Source organism: Bacteroides sp. M10 (assembly GCF_014334015.1).
GTDB lineage: Bacteria > Bacteroidota > Bacteroidia > Bacteroidales > Bacteroidaceae > Bacteroides > Bacteroides intestinigallinarum.
Genome location: NZ_CP060488.1, coordinates 4,557,885 through 4,577,290 on the forward strand (window position 1 = coordinate 4,557,885; position 19,406 = coordinate 4,577,290).

Annotated in this window: 15 protein-coding genes; 9 read left to right on the forward strand and 6 right to left on the reverse strand. The window is 43.8% G+C overall.

Annotated features, from left to right (window positions below; translation table 11 throughout):
- The first annotated feature begins 76 nt into the window (after nucleotides 1–76).
- From H8796_RS16515 to H8796_RS16525, 3 genes are all read left to right on the forward strand, one after another.
- Nucleotides 77–2,821, forward strand: a complete 2,745-nt coding sequence (locus H8796_RS16515; protein WP_117932962.1) for a SusC/RagA family TonB-linked outer membrane protein — start codon at nucleotides 77–79, stop codon at nucleotides 2,819–2,821.
- Between the two features lie 11 nt (nucleotides 2,822–2,832).
- Nucleotides 2,833–4,551 (forward strand): RagB/SusD family nutrient uptake outer membrane protein, encoded by a 1,719-nt coding sequence (locus H8796_RS16520; RefSeq protein ID WP_117933213.1) that lies wholly within the window; start codon nucleotides 2,833–2,835, stop codon nucleotides 4,549–4,551.
- 94 nt (nucleotides 4,552–4,645) lie between these two features.
- The gene (locus tag H8796_RS16525; protein ID WP_004297896.1) at nucleotides 4,646–5,038 is read left to right on the forward strand and encodes a type II toxin-antitoxin system HicB family antitoxin; all 393 of its coding nucleotides are present in this window, start codon (nucleotides 4,646–4,648) and stop codon (nucleotides 5,036–5,038) included.
- A 119-nt stretch (nucleotides 5,039–5,157) separates the two neighbouring features.
- On the opposite strand, the gene H8796_RS16530 is transcribed toward H8796_RS16525, so the two are convergent.
- The 3 genes from H8796_RS16530 to H8796_RS16540 all read right to left on the reverse strand — a co-directional run bounded on the left by H8796_RS16530 (nucleotide 5,158) and on the right by H8796_RS16540 (nucleotide 8,352).
- Nucleotides 5,158–6,297 (reverse strand): DNA alkylation repair protein, encoded by a 1,140-nt coding sequence (locus H8796_RS16530; protein WP_117932963.1) that lies wholly within the window; start codon nucleotides 6,295–6,297, stop codon nucleotides 5,158–5,160.
- Nucleotides 6,298–6,546: 249 nt separating this feature from the next.
- Complete coding sequence (gene dnaJ, locus H8796_RS16535) at nucleotides 6,547–7,731, reverse strand: molecular chaperone DnaJ (RefSeq protein WP_004307195.1); 1,185 nt, start codon at nucleotides 7,729–7,731, stop codon at nucleotides 6,547–6,549.
- A gap of 39 nt (nucleotides 7,732–7,770) precedes the next feature.
- Entirely contained in the window at nucleotides 7,771–8,352 is a 582-nt protein-coding gene (locus H8796_RS16540) for a nucleotide exchange factor GrpE (protein WP_004297892.1), read from the reverse strand.
- A gap of 265 nt (nucleotides 8,353–8,617) precedes the next feature.
- Between H8796_RS16540 and H8796_RS16545 the strand changes: the two genes are divergently transcribed.
- Together H8796_RS16545 and H8796_RS16550 are read left to right on the forward strand one after the other, a co-directional pair.
- Nucleotides 8,618–10,237 (forward strand): ABC-F family ATP-binding cassette domain-containing protein, encoded by a 1,620-nt coding sequence (locus tag H8796_RS16545; protein WP_117932965.1) that lies wholly within the window; start codon nucleotides 8,618–8,620, stop codon nucleotides 10,235–10,237.
- 107 nt (nucleotides 10,238–10,344) lie between these two features.
- Nucleotides 10,345–10,902, forward strand: coding sequence for a YdeI family protein (locus H8796_RS16550; RefSeq protein ID WP_117932967.1), 558 nt, complete (start codon nucleotides 10,345–10,347; stop codon nucleotides 10,900–10,902).
- A 167-nt stretch (nucleotides 10,903–11,069) separates the two neighbouring features.
- Here the strand turns inward: H8796_RS16550 and H8796_RS16555 are convergent, their stop codons facing one another.
- From H8796_RS16555 to H8796_RS16565, 3 genes are all read right to left on the reverse strand, one after another.
- The gene (locus H8796_RS16555; protein ID WP_117932969.1) at nucleotides 11,070–13,292 is read right to left on the reverse strand and encodes a VapE domain-containing protein; all 2,223 of its coding nucleotides are present in this window, start codon (nucleotides 13,290–13,292) and stop codon (nucleotides 11,070–11,072) included.
- 206 nt (nucleotides 13,293–13,498) lie between these two features.
- Nucleotides 13,499–13,840, reverse strand: a complete 342-nt coding sequence (locus H8796_RS16560) for a hypothetical protein (RefSeq protein ID WP_008775976.1) — start codon at nucleotides 13,838–13,840, stop codon at nucleotides 13,499–13,501.
- A gap of 552 nt (nucleotides 13,841–14,392) precedes the next feature.
- Nucleotides 14,393–14,638 carry a DUF4248 domain-containing protein gene (locus H8796_RS16565; protein WP_117932971.1) on the reverse strand — a complete coding sequence of 82 codons (246 nt, stop codon included), beginning with the start codon at nucleotides 14,636–14,638 and terminating at the stop codon, nucleotides 14,393–14,395.
- Between the two features lie 391 nt (nucleotides 14,639–15,029).
- Here H8796_RS16565 and H8796_RS16570 point away from each other — a divergent pair, with 391 nt between their 5' ends.
- The 4 genes from H8796_RS16570 to H8796_RS16585 all read left to right on the forward strand — a co-directional run bounded on the left by H8796_RS16570 (nucleotide 15,030) and on the right by H8796_RS16585 (nucleotide 19,403).
- Nucleotides 15,030–15,542 carry an HU family DNA-binding protein gene (locus H8796_RS16570; RefSeq protein WP_117932973.1) on the forward strand — a complete coding sequence of 171 codons (513 nt, stop codon included), beginning with the start codon at nucleotides 15,030–15,032 and terminating at the stop codon, nucleotides 15,540–15,542.
- 50 nt (nucleotides 15,543–15,592) lie between these two features.
- Complete coding sequence (locus tag H8796_RS16575) at nucleotides 15,593–16,060, forward strand: N-acetylmuramoyl-L-alanine amidase (protein WP_117932975.1); 468 nt, start codon at nucleotides 15,593–15,595, stop codon at nucleotides 16,058–16,060.
- A 109-nt stretch (nucleotides 16,061–16,169) separates the two neighbouring features.
- Nucleotides 16,170–16,271 (forward strand): smalltalk protein, encoded by a 102-nt coding sequence (locus H8796_RS16580; protein WP_149968995.1) that lies wholly within the window; start codon nucleotides 16,170–16,172, stop codon nucleotides 16,269–16,271.
- Between the two features lie 105 nt (nucleotides 16,272–16,376).
- Nucleotides 16,377–19,403 carry a hypothetical protein gene (locus tag H8796_RS16585; protein WP_117932977.1) on the forward strand — a complete coding sequence of 1,009 codons (3,027 nt, stop codon included), beginning with the start codon at nucleotides 16,377–16,379 and terminating at the stop codon, nucleotides 19,401–19,403.
- Nucleotides 19,404–19,406: the final 3 nt, after the last annotated feature.

Genomic DNA, 19,406 nt, shown 5'->3' on the forward strand with positions numbered 1-19,406 from the left:
ATAAAAGAGGGAATCTACTCAACCAGATTCCCTCTTTTTTTGTTATATTTGTATTATTACCTTAAAAACTAAGAATATGGTACAACACGCTAGACTCATTTTCTACAGCCTTCTTCTTCTGGTAATTCCGTGCGAGAGCACCTTGGCGCAGAAGATTCCCGTCACGCCCATAGACTCATTGATAACTGTTGGATATGCCACCGGAAGTTTGAAAACCCTCTCCGGTTCCGTAGAGAAGATTACGGAGACACAGATGAATAAAGACCAGATAACGAACCCTTTGGAAGCAATCCGCGGACGTGTGCCGGGCTTGACCATCCAACGCGGATCAAACGGTCCGGCAGCCTTAGATGCGGTACGCCTGCGGGGAACCACCTCACTGACCAGTGGCAATGACCCTTTGATAATCGTCGACGGAGTATTTGGCGACTTGAGTATGCTCACCTCTATTTACCCTACGGATATTGAGAGCTTCACCATTTTGAAAGACGCTTCCGAAACCGCACAATACGGTTCACGAGGAGCCTCCGGTGTGATTGAAGTCACCACCAAAAAAGGAATGAGCGGCAGAACACAGGTAGCCTACAACGGTAGCTTCGGAATTTCCACCGTCTACAAGAATCTGAAAATGCTGTCCGGCGATGAGTACCGCCGTGTTGCCTCGGAACGCGGCATTTCCATTCTGGACAAAGGAAATAACACCGATTTTCAGAAAGAGATTGAACAGACAGGACTACAACAAAACCATCACATCGCCTTTTATGGCGGTTCCAGTGAGTCCAGCTATCGCGTTTCTCTTGGTTTCATGGATCGTCAGGGAGTGATTTTGAATGAAGACATGAAAAACTTTACTTCGAATATGAACATGAATCAGAAAATGTTCGACGGCTTCCTGAACTGCGAGCTGGGAATGTTCGGTTCCATTCAGAAGAATCATAATCTGGTGGATTATCAGAAAACATTCTATTCGGCAGCCACGTTCAACCCCACCTATCCCAACCATAAAGACCCCGTCACTAATTCCTGGGACGGAATAACGACTGCCAGCCAAATCACCAATCCATTGGCATGGATGGAAGTGCAGGACGATGATGCCACTTCGCACATCAGCACGCACGCCCGTCTGACTTTCAATCTGCTGGAAGGACTGAAACTAAACCTTTTCGGCGCCTATACCTATAATATCGTGGAAAATTCGCAATACCTCCCCACCTCCGTCTGGGCGAACGGCCAGGCTTACAAAGGAACCAAAAAGCGAGAATCCTTGCTGGGCAACATGATGCTGACCTATAAGAAAAACTGGAAAAAACATTTCTTTGACGTGTTGGCACTTGCCGAACTTCAAAAAGAAACCTACACGGGATATTATACAACAGTAAGCAATTTCAGCACCGACAAATTCGGGTATAATAATCTTCAGGCAGGCGCACTCCGCTTGTGGGAAGGCACTAATTCTTACTACGACCAACCCCGTCTGGCATCTTTCATGGGACGTTTCAACTATACATACGCCGACCGCTACGTACTGACGCTGAACGCCCGTACAGATGCTTCCTCCAAATTCGGAGCGAACCATAAATGGGGATTCTTCCCCTCCGCATCTGCCGCATGGGTGATTAGTGAAGAAGAATTTATGAAGCAGTTGCCGATGGTGGATAATCTGAAATTCCGTATTGGCTACGGTCTGGCAGGTAATCAGAGCGGGATTGACTCATACACTACATTGAACCTTGTAAAGCCGAACGGTGTAGTCCCCGTCGGAAACTCCGCCGTCGTATCTTTAGGAGACTTACGGAACACAAATCCCGACCTGAAATGGGAAGTGAAACATACCTTTAATACCGGTATCGACGTAGCTCTTTTCGGCAACCGCCTGCTGCTTTCCGCCAACTATTACAACTCCCGAACCACAGACATGCTTTACCTTTACAACGTAAGCGTACCGCCTTTCACCTATAACACCTTACTTGCCAACATCGGTTCCATGCGCAACTGGGGTACGGAAATCGCCATCGGCATCACCCCCTTGAAGACCAAGGATATGGAACTGAATATCAATGCCAATATCACTTTCCAGCGCAACAAACTGCTCTCATTAAGCGGTATGTACAACGGCGAAATGCTTTCTGCCCCCGAATATAAAAGTCTTGCCAGCCTTGACGGAGCCGGCTTTCACGGAGGATACAACCACATCGTATATCAGATGGTGGGTCAACCGTTGGGCGTGTTCTATCTTCCCCACAGTACGGGACTCGAATCCGATGGAAACGGTGGATACACCTATGGCATCGCCGATCTGAATGGCGGAGGTGTCAGCCTTGAAGATGGTGAAGACCGCTACGTGGCAGGACAAGCCGTACCTAAAACGATTCTTGGCTCCAACATCAGTTTCCGCTACAAGCGTTTCGACTTGTCTTTGCAGATTAACGGAGCTTTCGGACATAAAATCTACAACGGAACCTCCCTGACCTATATGAACATGAATATATTTCCCGACTATAACGTAATGAAGAAAGCCCCGAAACAGAACATCAAGGATCAAACCGCCACTGACTATTGGTTGGAAAAGGGAGATTATGTCAACTTCGACTATGTGACGCTGGGTTGGAACGTGCCGATTGAGAAAGTGCAGAAACTGAAGAAATATGTCCGTTCCCTGCGTCTGGCATTTACAGTCAACAACCTGGCAACCATTTCCGGTTATTCGGGACTTTCACCCATGATTAACAGTTCAACGGTGAACTCCACTTTAGGCGTGGATGATAAACGAGGATACCCGTTGGCGCGGACGTACACACTGGGATTGAGTATTAACTTTTAATGGAGGAGGAGATGATGAAACAATATATGAAAAATAAAAGTCGTTTTTTGCAGAAAGAAGAACAGCTTTCAAGGATAGCGGAACAGCTTTCAAAGAAGATCTTACCTCCTTCGGGAGTGCTGGTTTTTCTTCTTATAGCGTGCCTGGGTTTATTCTCATGTAGTAAGTTTTTGGAGGAAAATCCGAAAGATAAGTTGCCCGAAGATGACGTTTACAATACAATCTCGGAAGTATATCTCAATGCAGTAGCTTCGCTTTATACATACGTAGGCGGTTATAGTGATAGTCAGGGATTGCAGGGAACGGGTAGGGGAGTCTACGACCTGAACACCTTTACCTCCGACGAAGCCATTATCCCCACCCGTGGAGGTGACTGGTATGACGGTGGTTTTTGGCAAGGACTTTACCTGCACGATTGGGGAATAGAGAATGATGCCATTCAGGCTACATGGGAATATCTCTATAAAGTCGTCATGTTAAGTAACAAATCACTGGAACGGATAGACAAATTCGCCGAAACTCATTCCGCTACGGAACTGCCGGCATACCGTGCCGAAGTACGTGCCATGCGGGCTATGTATTATTATTACCTGATGGATTTGTTCGGACGCATCCCGCTAGTTCAATCCTCTTCCGTAGCAATGAAAGATGTAGTGCAAAGTGAACGGAAAACGGTCTTTGACTTTGTTGTCAAGGAATTGCAAGAGGCGGCTCCTTTGTTGAGCGATGCACATAGCAACCAGTCCGGCCCTTACTATGGCCGTATCACTCGCCCCGTGGTAACTTTCCTACTGGCCAAACTGGCTTTGAACTCCGAAGTTTATACAGACAATGATTGGACGGACGGACAACGCCCGGATGGAAAAAATATAAAGTTCACAGTGAACGGCAGCGAACTCAATGCCTGGGAAACAGTCATCTACTATTGTGACCAACTCAAGACTATGGGCTACAAACTGGAACCGGAATACGAAACGAATTTCTCCATATTCAACGAGCCGTCCGTAGAGAATGTCTTCACTATCCCGATGAACAAAACTCTGTACACCAACCAGATGCAATATCTCTTCCGTTCCCGCCACTATAATCACGCCAAGGCTTACGGCCTAAGCGGTGAGAACGGTCCCAGCGCCACCATTGAAGCCCTCGAAACTTTCGGTTATGAAACCGCAGAACAAGATCCCCGTTTTGATATTTGCTATTTTGCAGGAATTGTCCACGACCTGAAAGGAAACATAATCAAACTGGATAATGGAACGGTACTGGAATATCTGCCCTGGAAAGTATCTCTGGATATAACAGACACCCCATACGAACAAACCGCAGGAGCCCGCATGAAAAAGTATGAAGTCGATCCGACTGCCACAAAAGACGGTAAGTTGATGGAGAATGACATTGTATTGTTCCGCTATGCAGACGCTTTGTTGATGAAGAGTGAAGCGAAAGTCCGGAACGGAGCAAACGGAGATGAAGAACTCAATGAAGTTCGTAGCCGTGTCAACGCTTCTCCCCGCACTGCCACTTTAGAGAATATCCTTGCCGAACGTCAGCTGGAACTGGCTTGGGAAGGATGGAGACGACAGGACCTAGTCCGCTTCGGGAAGTTTACAAGAGCTTACAGCAGCCGTCCGCAACTGCCGGATGAGGCAAGTGGATATACAACTGTATTCCCTATACCGGAGAAAATACGGGTGATGAATGAGAGGTTGAAACAGAATCCGGGGTATTAGGAAGAAATCATAGTGAAAATATGAATACTTCTTTTGGTAGTGTTCATATAATTACTATATTTGTGCAGTGATTAAGTCCGATATAGGAGGAGATATGAAAACAGTAGAAGTAATTGTGGAACACGCAGGAAAGAACTTGAGTGCTTATATTGAAGATGCTCCGGTTATCACTGTTGGCAATGACATGAGAGAAATTGAGGACAACATGCGAGAGGCGATTGAATTGTATTTGGAAGATAATTCCAATCCCTGTGAAGTATTGTCCGGAGAGTTTGAATTAAAATTCAAGATTGATGCTGCTACATTTATAAACTATTATAGCAACATCTTCACTAAAGCTGCATTGAGTCGGATTACGGGTATTAATGAACGGCAATTATGGCATTATGCTGCCGGAGTGCATAAGCCTCGCAGGCAACAACTTGAAAAAATACAAAAAGGTATTCAGGCTTTATCAAAGGAATTATCGGCAATCAATTTATTGTAATATATAGAGTGCTATATATTCAACTTCCAGCTAGTGTGAGATAAAGACGAACCCAAATAAAAAATCCTCGATTTTATCCGGAGAATCGAGGATTTATATTATTTGTTGCAGCAATCGAATTACTCAATCAAATCGAAATCATATTTTTCAAATTCACTCCCATTGATTATTATAGCAATTTGATGAAGCCCGAGATGGAATTTTCTCGTCGTAACCACGCGGAAAGAGTGCTTTCGCGTTATTCGTGTGGTAGAATTCCCGGTATATTCTTTTTCGCTGATTTTATGAACTTTCTTCGTCAGCGTTCCATTTGCTTTTTGGTAATAAATACCATATTCAAGCCGTATTTTGATTGTCTTATTGCTATGATTCAACAAGTTAAAACCAAACTCCAACGAATCCCCGACTTTAACCTTAAGACTTGAAATCTGAAAATCCTCCACACTAATATTATTTCTGATAGAATCAAAGCCAAACAACTCCATCACCTCTGGAATCCCTTGCTTTAAGAGCGTCCGGCAACCGTGTTTAATAATCCAGTCTACCTCTTTCGATTCACCCTTCCATTTCTTTGCCAAATCAATGACAATTTCCGGATTATCTTTCGCAATATCATTCAAATTATTGGCAACGCTCAACCGTACAAATCTTGCCGGATCATTTTTAAGATTCTCCAAAATAGGAATAATAGGTGTCGGATCTTTCTTCAGATTCGGCAAAGCCATCGCCCAAGGCAAACGCGGACGACAACCTTCTGACGCAAGCCGCCTTACTCCCCAATGCTCATGTTTCGACCAAACCAACATCTGCTTCATCATTTCATCCGGATATTTTATAATAAAAGGATGAGTCACAAACTCGCAACTTGTGAACTGTGTGATTTTCTCTATCGCCTTGACAGACGTTTCATAATCATCCAACCCATATTGCTCGACATAATTATCCAGAATCGCCCCATACTCCAGCATCAATCCAAACTTCGTATCATCTATCACCGAAAAATCAGGCCGCGTACTTTTTACATAATCCAACAACTCAAGAATCTTAGCGATTGCCTCTTTGTAATCTGCCGGCAAAAACTTTTTCAGAATGGTAGTGATATGTATGCAGCGCTGTTTAAGTTCCCTGCCTTCCCATTCATCATCCATAACTTGAGAAACAAACCCGTGAGCATCAAAATCATCGATAACAAGTTTCAAATCTTTCGTAAATAGATCGAAAAATTGCTCGTTATACATATTCTTAAAAGGTTCTGCCATACTTGAAGTCTATATTTAGTCTCTATTTATTTGCTACACAAATATATGTCTTTTTTTTAAAAGGACAAGCTCTAAAAACAGAAGTGAGCCACAAAAAAGATTGCAGCTCACTTTTATATGTTAAGTACTTGTCACTAATAAATTACTATCTTTTTTAGGCACGGATTTCACGGATTAACGCGGTTACTTTGCAGCAATGACAACACTAAAAACCGTGAAATCCGTGTAATCCGTGCCTAAATTATTATATTAATCGAAGAAACTCTTGAACTTCTTGAAAATCTTCTCCTTCACCGACGTGTTAGGTTTGAAGTTGTCCGAAGCCTCCATCTTTTCGAGCGTGCTCTTTTCCTCTTTATTGAGCGCTTCCGGCACATAGATACTGATGTTGACGAGTAAATCCCCCGTTCCGTACCCGTTCACATTCGGCAATCCCTTGCCGCGCAAACGAAGCACCTTACCCGGTTGAGTACCCGAATCAATCTTCACTTTCACTTTGCCGTCGATAGTCGGAATTTCCACGGCTCCGCCCAGAGCAGCAGTCGGGAAACTAAGCAACAGATTATAAATCAAATCATTCTCGTCGCGAATCAAGTCCTGATGCGGTTCTTCCTCTACGAGAATCAGCAAGTCGCCTGCCACACCGTTGTGTTTGCCGGCATTTCCTTTGCCACCCATAGAAAGCTGCATACCCTCTGCCACTCCGGCAGGGATTTTCACCGACACCACTTCTTCACCGTAAATGATTCCGTCGCCACCACACTTCTTACATTTGTTCTTGATAATCTTACCCTCACCGCCACAAGTAGAACAAGTGACGCGAGTCTGCATAGTGCCCAGAATAGTCTGCTGGTTACGGATCACGGAGCCGCTACCCTTACAAGTAGGACAAGTCTCCGAACCGCCGTCACCTTCGGCACCCGTGCCATGACACTGGTCACACGGCACATATTTTTTGAGTTTAAATTTCTTTTCTACTCCGGTAGAGATCTCCTTCAGCGTCAGCTTCACTTTCACACGAAGGTCACTGCCGCGATACCGACGTTGCTGTGAACCGCCACCGCCAAATCCGCTAAACCCTCCGAAGCCTCCCCCGAAACCGCCGCCGCGGCCACCGAAGATGTCGCCAAACATAGAGAAAATGTCATCCATTGACATCCCCTCGCCACCGAAACCACCGAACGGACCGCCATTGCCTGCCGCACCGCTCACTCCCGCATGACCGAACTGATCGTAACGCGAACGCTTTTCCGGGTTACTCAACACGTCATAAGCCTCGGCCGCCTCCTTAAATTTCTCTTCCGCCTCCTTATCCCCCGGATTCTTGTCAGGGTGATACTGGATTGCTTTCTTACGGTACGCTTTCTTAATCTCCTCTACTGTGGCTGTCTTCGTCACCTCCAATATTTCGTAATAGTCTCTTTTTTCTGCCATGCTTCTTTAAAAATTATGAGTTTTATGGGTTGCGAATCCTTATTCCCCTACTACCACTTTGGCGTGGCGCAACACTTTGTCGTTCAGTGTATACCCCGTCTGCACACAATCCAGAATCTTACCTTTCTGTGCTTCCGACGGTGCGGGGATTACCGCGATGGCTTCATGGAAATCAGTATCCAGCGGTTGGTCTTTCGTCTCGATGACTTTCACACCATTTTGAGCCAGAACAGCCATAAATTTATTGTAAATCAGTTCCACCCCTTCTTTTACGGCATTGACATCCGTTGCCGTTTCCATCGTCTTGATGGCACGTTCGAAGTCGTCCACTACCGGAAGAATACTGCCAAGACTCTTTTCGCCACCATTCAGGATCAGTTCGGCCTTCTCCTTTAAAGTGCGTTTACGATAATTGTCGAACTCGGCAGACAAGCGCAGATATTTATCCTTTTGCTCTTCAAGCGCTTCTTGAGCCTTTTCCAGTTCCTTTTCCAACTCCTCTTCATGAGTCAGCGGAGCGGTTCCCTCTGCTTGTTCGTTTTGCGGTTGGTCTTCCGCAGGATTGTGAGTTTCCTCCACATTCAGTTCCTCTTCCTTCACTTTTTTTTCTTTCGGATCCATCTTGGTATTTACTATTTTATTATTTACTATTTAGAAACACACGTTATCTATGCAAGATACCGCTTATAAACATACCGGACTGACCGGATGTCACAGATTTCGTCTGCAAAAACTTTGCCAAGTTGGCCGTTTTGCCAAAAAACGCAGCAAAGGTAACACTTTTATGTCAGATTGGCACATATCAGATAGCTCATAATTCATTTTAAATGTCTACCTTTGCACGCTCAAATAGTAAATAGTAACTAGTAAAATAGTAAATAATAAGATGATTACAGTTTCGAACGTATCGGTTCAGTTTGGTAAAAGAGTGTTATTTAATGACGTAAACCTGAAGTTTACGAGTGGTAATTGTTATGGTATTATCGGTGCGAACGGTGCGGGAAAATCTACGTTTCTTCGTACGATTTACGGAGATCTGGACCCGACAACAGGTACGATTGCGCTCGGACCGGGCGAACGTCTCTCGGTGTTGAGTCAGGACCACTTCAAGTGGGACTCATATACCGTCATGGATACCGTCATGATGGGACATACCGTGTTGTGGGACATCATGAAGCAACGCGAAGAATTGTATGCAAAAGAAGATTTCACAGACGAAGACGGACTGAAAGTATCCGAATTGGAAGAAAAATTTGCCGAGTTGGACGGATGGAATGCGGAAAGCGACGCAGCCATGCTGTTGAGCGGACTGGGCGTGAAAGAAGATAAGCATTACGTATTGATGGGTGAATTGAGTGGTAAGGAAAAAGTACGTGTCATGCTGGCGCAGGCATTGTACGGAAATCCGGACAACCTCTTGCTCGATGAGCCTACCAATGACTTGGATATGGAAACAGTGACCTGGTTGGAAGAATATCTTGCCAACTTCGAGCATACCGTATTGGTGGTAAGCCACGACCGTCACTTCCTCGACTCTGTATGTACACACACCGTAGACATCGACTACGGAAAAATTAATATGTTTGCCGGTAACTATAGTTTCTGGTACGAATCCAGCCAATTGGCTCTCCGTCAGCAACAGAACCAGAAGGCGAAGGCTGAAGAGAAGAAGAAAGAACTCGAAGAGTTTATCCGCCGTTTCAGCGCGAACGTAGCGAAGAGCAAGCAGACAACGAGCCGTAAGAAGATGTTGGAGAAACTGAACGTAGAAGAAATCAAACCTTCTTCACGTAAGTATCCGGGCATCATCTTCACTCCCGAACGCGAGCCGGGCAACCAGATTCTGGAAGTTTCCGGATTGAGCAAGAAGACGGAAGAAGGCGTAGTGCTCTTCAACGACGTGAACTTCAACGTAGAGAAAGGTGACAAGGTGGTATTCCTGTCACGCAATCCGCGCGCGATGACTGCTTTCTTCGAAATTATCAACGGAAACATGAAACCGGATGCAGGTACCTTCAGCTGGGGGGTAACCATCACCACTGCTTACCTGCCGGTGGATAATACCGACTTCTTCAATTCCGACCTGAACCTGGTAGACTGGTTGAGCCAGTTTGGAGAAGGCAACGAGGTATATATGAAAGGCTTCCTCGGCCGTATGCTTTTCTCCGGCGAAGAGGTGCTGAAGAAAGTAAGCGTACTCTCCGGAGGTGAGAAGATGCGTTGTATGATTGCCCGTATGCAGCTGCGCAATGCAAACTGCCTCATTCTGGACACTCCGACCAACCATCTGGACTTGGAATCTATCCAGGCGTTCAACAACAACCTGAAGACGTACAAAGGAAATATCCTCTTCTCGTCTCATGACCACGAATTTATCCAGACCGTTGCCAATCGCATCATCGAACTGACACCGAACGGTATCATCGACAAGATGATGGAATATGACGAATATATCACTTCCGACCATATTAAGGAATTGCGGGCGAAGATGTACGGAGACAAATAAGTGATCGGACGAATAAAAGCTCCTGACTCCCCATACATGAAGTCTGATGAATAACCAATTTAACAGCAACCTATTCTCAACAATGGGTTGCTGTTCTTTTTAGCACTATGGAAATAAAATATTTTGAAAACAGAGAAGATTGGCGAAAATGGCTGGCAGACAACTTTGAAAACGCCAATGACGTTTGGTTTGTATTCCCCTCCAAATTTTCGGGCGAAAAAAGTGTTACATACAACGACGCTGTCGAAGAAGCCCTTTGCTTCGGATGGATCGACAGCACCATAAAGGCGCTCGACAAAGAACATAAAATCCAGCATTTCACACCCAGAAACCCTAAAAGTTCCTACTCGCAAGCCAACAAAGAGAGACTGAAATGGTTGCTGGAACATAATATGATTCACCCTGATAGGGAAGAAAATATACGAAAAGTATTGTCAGCCCCTTTTGTCTTCCCGAATGATATCATCGGAAAACTGAAAGAGGATAAAACAGTATGGGAGAATTACCAACAATTTTCCGATGCGTATAGACGTATCCGAATTGCATACATTGAAGCTGCCAGAAAACGGCCCGAAGAATTTGAAAAGAGATTGAACAACTTCATCAATAAAACGAAGGAAAATAAAATGATAAAAGGATTTGGGGGAATTGAAAAATACTACTAGGCATGTCTTCTTGATTCAATTATACCATAAATTCAGGCACGGATTACGCAGAATTACACGGGGGGTAAGTGCGATACATACAAAGCAACCGTGAAATCCACGTAATCCGTGCCTGATAATATAACCTGATAATATAATCTGATTTTACAAGAGTACTGCCGCTTCTCTTACAACTCCAAATTCTTCTGTTCCGCCACCTGTGGCAACACAGAATTCTTATCCCGTTCCTCCTGCGAATATTCCACCACACAGTATTCCGTTACCCTGTTTTTAGTGGTCCGTTTACGGAACCCGTTTTCATCAAGCACCGTGACCAACGTCTTCAATATCTGACTGTTGGACTGAATACGCCCATTCAGACTCAAGGTAGAAAGCAGATGTGAAGCAGGATACCATTTGGCTTCTATATCTCCGGCTTTGCCGGGGCGGAAGTAGAAGAACAAATTCTCTTCCACCGGCTCTTTCTGTCGGAAATTCTCATTCCGACTGTTCAGGTTGCTAATCTCGTCACCCTCATACCAGAACCGGAATCCCTGGCGATAGAGAGCCAACGCCTGCGAATAAATCCCCTCATGGTTCACCGGGCGACGATAATCGATGCTCTTAATGCTGTTGAACAGCATACGTCGGTTTTCTCCAATATCCTGCAGGCAGCGCGGATTGTTGGTGCTTGCCGCGAATGAAGCATGCCGGATAAACGTATGCGATTGCGTGTCGTACACCTTGCGTTCGGTTATTTTTTCCTGCGTGATGATACGTTTCAAATCGGCCAGTCGGTTGGAACTTACTCCGTCAAACTCTTCGAGATTGATAATGAGGCAGGTGGACAGCAGCAACATGTGGTCTTTGTTTTCCGGAGTAATCATACCGTTGCGGTAATAGGTGCGCAGCGTGTCCGGCAGCAGGTTACGGATGAATGTACTTTTTCCTTTTCCCTGCTTGCTATACAACAATAACATTTCCTGATTTTGCTTCTCGTCGTCCAATGCACAAGCCACCATACCTACCAGCCATCGGCGGAGACTGTCTTCCCAGAAGTCCGGATCGTTGGTAGTCACCGTGGCAGCGAGTTGCTTGATATAATCGGTCTTGCCATCCCAGGGACGCAGTGACAGGAAGTAATCGATAAACGGGTCGAAATCGATTGCAAAATTGGAATCGACTACCGCTTTCAGCATAGGCAGCGAGCAATAAATAGACGATAATTGCAAGTGCGTGTAGATGGAATTGAAGTCCTTTCCCCGCATCGCCATAAAGGGCAGGGGAGCTTGAGAACCGGCGAAGCGCCGGAATTCCACCCTGTCCAGAATCGTGTTACGACGGAATTCGTAGTGCTCTTTCAGAAAGTCGATCACTTTCTGTACGAGCGGTTTCTTTAGTTCCTCCTCGTTGGCATCCGTCTTGTTGGTGTAGAGGTAAGCATTGCGCAGAGGCGTCTCCGCGTTAAAATCCGGTTCGCTGCCAAAGTCGTGCAGCGTCATGCATACAGCGTCTTCTTCGCCGATGTGGCGTGTGTAACACTGGTTGCCCAGACAGTAGATAAAACTGTCGCGGCTGTTGGGCTCGAAACGGAATTTCCGTTTCGTGTATTCCACTGCTTTGCGGTATTCCAGTTGCGACAAAGGATCGATGTTGGAGAGAGCCGAGATGCCGGAGGGGGTGGAAACGGCCACTTCCTTTGGTGGTTCAGCAACGGGAAGTGCTGCTTTCTGATGATTTTCTTTTCGTTTCTTAGGCGATGATTCTTCTGCTGTCGGAACCTTGATTTCAATCTGGAGAGAAGATACGTGCTCCAGCCGTTCTCCGGAGAAGAACACGTCCGGGTCATAGGTGGCATACATTCCACGTCCTAAATCACTGCCGCTGGGATCTACTTTGCTATCCAGCAGTTCAGAATAGTAATGCGATGACAGTTCGAACATTCGCTTGTGATACTGCTCCAGTTCGGCATACGTCACACAGCCTTTGGCCTTCAACTCCGTGCGCAGGCGCATTGCCTCCTCCGTTTGTAGGTAAACGAGCAGTTTCAGACCGTGGCGGCGGGGACTAAGTGCACAGGCTATCGTGGCGGGATCTTCCTCGGCGAGACGGCGCAGACACGGAATGTCCTCCTGTTTCATTTCGTCGAAGTCGAGCACCGGCAGGTCGTTGTATGCCGACAAGCTGTGGGGGAGGCGACATTCGGAGTAGTTGGTTGTCAGAGTATAAAAAGGTAATTGGCGTTTGATGCTATCCGCTTTTGTTAAATTATCCTCGTTAAGAGCCATTTCTATTTGTTCGATTTTGCGACGATGAAGATTGCTGCCTATTTGTTCGAAGAATTTGCAGAATTCAATCTGACCGATGACTTTGGAATACCCGCGATAACAGGTTACATAAAATTGATTCATAATAATAAAAAATTAGTGAATGATAAGAACTTGTTTATTAACAGATAGCTGTTGCAGAAAAGGGAAAAAGCGTGTTGTGTCACTTTGTGCTTTAGATATAGCAGTTCTGTTTCGGTGTCAAAGGTATGATTTCTTTTCAGGGCGGTGAAAGACATTTTCCGCCCTGAAAAGAGGCTCCGGATTGTAGCGGAGCAAAAGAGGCTGTGTTATTCTCCGTAAAGAATGAGACGTACCTTTTGAATGCATCTACTTAGTTGGTGTTCAGAAAGATACCCGTCCTTCGCGTTTGCCTTGCGGAAGTCTGCCATCTGCATGGCCATTTCGGCGATGATGTGAGGAGGAGTTTTCTGGGTCAGGAAGGGATTGTCGTCGAAGAATCTGATAATCGGCACGAGAAATTCATTCCGTTCACTGGGGAACACTTCTTTCTTCTGCTTTCTAAGGTGTTCCAACAGCCTTTCACCGGCTTTTACCGATTCGGACAACTCGTTTCTATTGTATAAATCTAACTGTTGTGCGTGTTCGCCTGTTATTTGAAATTCGAACACAAAAACTTTGCTTTTTCCATAATTTAATTTGTTTTTATGGGTTAATAATTATTTATAAAAAGTTGCGAATATAGTACTTTTTAGGTTCCAAATAAAGAATTTTTAAGAAAATATATATTGAAGTCCTGATAACGGATATTTTTCTGTTTTTTTCTCTCTGTCTATATATTATATATTCTTTATATATAAAGTACACGCACACACATTTTATGAAAGAGAGGAGGTACTACCACCACCTCCAATTTATAAAACGTGCGTGTACTTATAAGAAAAGAAACATATTGTGTGTATGTGCGGATGCGTACATTATTATATAAGAGACAATGTATTATTTATGCCACTTCCTTTTCCCAATTCAACTCTATTAGGTTATAGGAAATCTTCTTTTTCATTATAGGTTGCCTTCTTTTTCATCATAGCTACCTTCTTTTTTCATTATAGCTAATTTGGTTATCATTATAGCAAATCCGTTTTTCATTATAGCAAACCGTAATCTCCCTATAACTATCTGAAAGCTCTCCTTGATTTAGTCATCCTCTGTTATAAAGCGTCTCATGGCTCATCGAGATATTTCACGATGAGACGTACCTGCCGGGTACTGTAAGCATGATCGTTCTTCCCTTCGCTTCCGCTGTACATGGCTTCATAAAGTTCCTGATTATTCTTGATCCATCCTCTGAATTTCTGCATGGCGTATATCAGTGGCAAATGAGGATTATACAAATGGGCAAGTTCTGATTTCAAATACGGACGGATGACGAACGGTTCTTCTTCCGCCTCTGTTTTTTCAGCTTTCATATTTTTCTGAATTGGTTTTTTCGTACTCCAAATATACTGAAACGGACTGGAATATACAAATGAATAAGTAAAATAAAATCAATATAAATAAAAGTAGAATCAATCTGAATGAAAGTAAACCCAAATTGAATGAAAGCACACTAAAGTACGATGAAGTACATCTATTGCCGCCACTGCAAAGCCGTACCTTTGATTCGTTGAAAGGAAAGAATAGAGCTCATTCTTCTTATTCAATCCCATTGTGAAACTCGCAATCTGTAATTTAATTTCTAGCTTGTGATCTTTGAATCCCAATTCCTGGCTTTTGACTTCCGGCTTCCGGCCTTTAGTCCCTGGCCTTTGGCTTCCAGCTCCTGGCTTTTAATTTTTAATTCTCAATTTTTAATTGATTATGGCAATACCATTTAAAAGAATCGGTCGTAAAGACCCGAGAAAGGTTGATGGGGTGGTGAAGTATCACCCACAACTTGTGACACAGGGACAGAGTGTTGATTTGGACAATCTCGCTTACAGTATGAAAGAGAAAAGTTCCCTGTCGTTAGGCGATATCCAGAGTGTGCTAACCAATCTTGTTGAAGCGATGCGTGCAGCGCTGTTCGACGGTAAATCCGTCAATATCCGCGACTTCGGCGTATTCAGTCTCTCTGCCACGACGCGGGGAGTGGAAACGAAGGAAGAGTGTACGATGAAGAACATCAAGAGTGTGAATATCAATTTCCGTCCTTCCAGCAGTGTCCGTCCTAATCTGACATCTACCCGTGCCGGTGAGAAAATCGAGTTCCTTGACCTCGATGCACCCAAGAAAAAGAAAACCGAAGGTGGAGATCCCGGCGATGAAGGTGGAGGAGACTCCGGAGGAGGCACCGGTGGAGGCAGTGGTGAAGCTCCGGACCCGGCAGCTTGAGTCATAGAGCGTAGATAATGCTTACAACTGATACGAAAAACAGTGGCACTATGATGAGAAAGATTGATTTGATCGTGATTCACTGTTCCGCCACCCGTGCCGACCGTTCGCTCACCCCGGATGACCTGGAAACGCAACACCGTCGACGTGGATTTAACGGAACAGGATATCACTACTATATCCGCAAAGACGGAACGGTACATATCACCCGGCCGATTGAACGCATCGGCGCCCACGTGAAAGGTTGGAATACCGGCAGTGTCGGCATCTGCTACGAAGGCGGTCTGGATTGTCACGGTCGCCCGGCGGACACACGGACACCGGCTCAACGGGCAACACTCCATTTGCTTGTACATCAATTGCTTGAGACTTTCCCCGGTAGCCGGGTGTGCGGTCACCGGGATTTAAGTCCCGACCGCAACGGAAACGGGGAAATTGAACCGGAAGAATGGATCAAAGCGTGTCCGTGTTTTGAGGTGAAAACGGAGTTTGGAACTTCCAGCCACATAGAGGCTTAGTTTTCAATAGGATAACGAGAAAATGAGGTAAGAGGTTTTTCAGGAAGTGGCTAGTCATTGGAAGTAATTAATCATTTAAAAAGAGCGTGGAAAGGAGGTGTGTAAAGTTATGGCAGTCAAGAAATCTGTTTGGGATATGATTTTGAAAGTAGTCATCGCGGTGGCTTCGGCAGTAGCGGGCGTATTTGGTGCGAATGCGATGAATCTGTAGTCTACAGGAAGTTAGTTCATTTGAAGAGAGGGTGTATAAGTTTTCTATCTTTTTCACCCTCTCTCTCTATTTTTTTACTAATCATGAAATAAATCAGAAAAAGAAATGGAAAAGAAAAATTTTATAAAACAAATGTTGTGCTTTACCCTGCTGTTGTGCATAGGTACACATATACATGCACAAAGCGATTCGGGATTTATTCCGACAGATTTTCAAGGGTACTACTTTTCTCCTCAAAATCTGGGATTCGCCACACCACAGACAGCTGAATTTGTGCAATATGGCAACACAAATGTGAACTATTATAATGGTTTGCTTGATCTGGATATCCCGTTGTTCGATTACAAGGATACGGCTTTTGAGCTGGATATGTCTATCAAGTATGTTTCCGATGGTTTCAAGCCGGGCAGACGTCCATCGATGGTTGGCAATAATTGGATATTGAATGTGGGTGGCTCGATAACACGAAATGTAATGGGGGAGCCTGATGATATTCGTCAGGAACAGAAGAATGGACTGTTGGCCGCCATTCGTGATGGGAAGTTCAAGCAGTATAGCAAAGAGGATTTGCTCAACTTGAATATTCCCCATGCTACGAAAAATCGTCCTTATCCGGAAACTGAATATGACATGGCTCCCGATATCTTCGATTTTAATTTCGGGCGGCATAAAGGACGTTTTATTATCGACAATAACGGAAATGCTAAATGTATATCAGGAGGCGGATATAAGATTGACTTGAGTGAAATGACCGTTCAGGATTATAGCACGACGAATGCTCCTAAATCCTCTGTCATCAAGATCACGACACCGGATGGCTATCTCTACTATTTTGGGGGAGACGTCTCATGTTTAGAATACAGCATACCCAATAATCCCAGTAAATTAAGAAGCAGACCTGTGCAGATTACTTCCTGGTATTTAACCTCTATCCAGGATGAGACAAAAAATCATCGTATCACCTTCTCATACCAGAGTCGTCTGCAAAAGAATAGGTATCATCTTTTTATTAGATCTTATTCGAGTGGAGTGCAATTCATAGATTATAAACCTGATAGTAATGGAAATGTCAAGAATCCGGAGTCTTGGAGTATAAATGATGGAGATAAAGGTCATTTTTTGATGGAAGATAAAGTGTATGCTCCAATTCTGAAGACAATTAGTACTGATGGCATGAAAATAAACTTTATTACTGAAACTTTTCCTGTCAATTTTTTCGGCGATTCGGATGGGAACGATTTAATCTATCTCTCAAGCATAACGATGACCAAAGAGCCAGAGGTTATAAAATCATGCAAATTTGATTATCAGATATCGGGACGGTACTTCTTTCTGAAAAAGGTGACCTTGTATGAGCAAAGTGAAACCCCTGCAATTTATTCTTTTGATTATAATATGAGTAATAATCTGCCGGATCCACTGACTACAAGTATCGACCATTGGGGATTTTGGAATGGTGGTTATGAAAATATAGATAATGTTGATATGTTTCTCAACGACGGTCATTTTGAAGAGAGAAAGGCAGTCAATACTGATGTGGCAAGTTGTACGATGTTGCAAAGGATAACTTATCCTACGAAAGGAGAAGAGGTGATTGATTATGGATATAACCGTTTTAGGGGTTACCAGACTAAAAGAACGGATTCTTTTGCGTGGGATTCTAATACGGCGGCTTATGATACTCCTTTTGGGGGAGTACGTGTTAAGAATTTGACATTACATGATCCTATTACAGGAAAGAATAGGCAACGTTCGTTCAGTTACCTTGACCCTACAACGGGAAGGGAAAGCGGAAGAGTTAATGAGTTACCGCGTTATCATATGCCCGAGGAAAAAATGCAGTATACTTACAATTATATCGACCGTACGGTGACCAATATTCTGTATGTCTATTCGATCAGCAGCAACTGTATCGGTCGGCTAAACAATATATCCGAATATCCGATAGGTTATAGTGATGTCACGGAGACATTCGATGACGGAAGTTTTTGCCGTTATCATTTCTCTTCATTGGCAGATATTCCTGATAATGCGGAATTGGGCAATGGCTACATTAAAACACCTGCCAATTTATTCACTAGGAGTTTTGGCTATTATCAGATATTAGACAAGGCTTTGAACTATGCGCCCAATGACCTTTCTGCTTTCAGAGGGAAATTGTTGTTTAAAAAGACTTATAACAATCGCTTTCATAAAGTGGCAGAGGAAGAGTATCATTATAACGTAGAAAATAAAACTGCCGATTATGAAGTTTCGATAGATACCAATACCGGAGCTTTTCTGGCGAGTAAAATATTTACTGTCCCCTGTCTGCTGATTCAGGAAAAACTGACGGATGAGAATGAAGTGGAAATTCTTCATAATTATGAATATAATTCCAAAGGGTTTGTCACAGAAAAGGAGACTGTCAATAGTAATGGGGATCATGTGTATTTGAAGTATGTGCATCCGGGAGAATCACTTAATTTTCCATATACTGCATATAATGATGATTTAATTAAAGCGAATAGAATAGAGGAACCGTTAGGTATCATAAAGTATTTGAAGAGGCCGCAAGATGAAAAACGGCGAATAGTAGATTTTGTATATTTTTATTGTAGTCCGGCAGTTGGTGGTGCAGGTGTTCAAAAAAGGACTCTGTGGGGTAGTAATCTCACGGAAACATTGCCTGAAGATATAGATTTAACAACTTTGTCAAACATCTATTTGCTAAATGGTATCGAAGCTTATGATAACTATGATAAATATGGGAATATTGTAACTATAAGAAGCTTTTATGATAATGTCACAATTTATCTATGGTCATATCACGGTAAATATCCGATAGCTGAAATAAAAGGAAGTACTTATGATGAAGTTAAATCTGCTTTAGGAAGAAAGCCGGAGTTTCTTTCAGAAGAGAGTGAACCTGATATGAAGAAAATGGAGCAATTGCGTACACTTCTACCTCATGCCCAGATTACGATCTATGATTATAAGCAACAGGTAGGGCTGAAATATATTTCGGAACCCAGTGGAAAAACTTTTTTCTTTCAGTATGACCTTCAAGGGCGTCTGAAGAAAAGCTTTAGAAGAGGGGAAAACGGAGACATTCAATTGATGGAATATAACAAATATCATTATTCTAAATAAAAG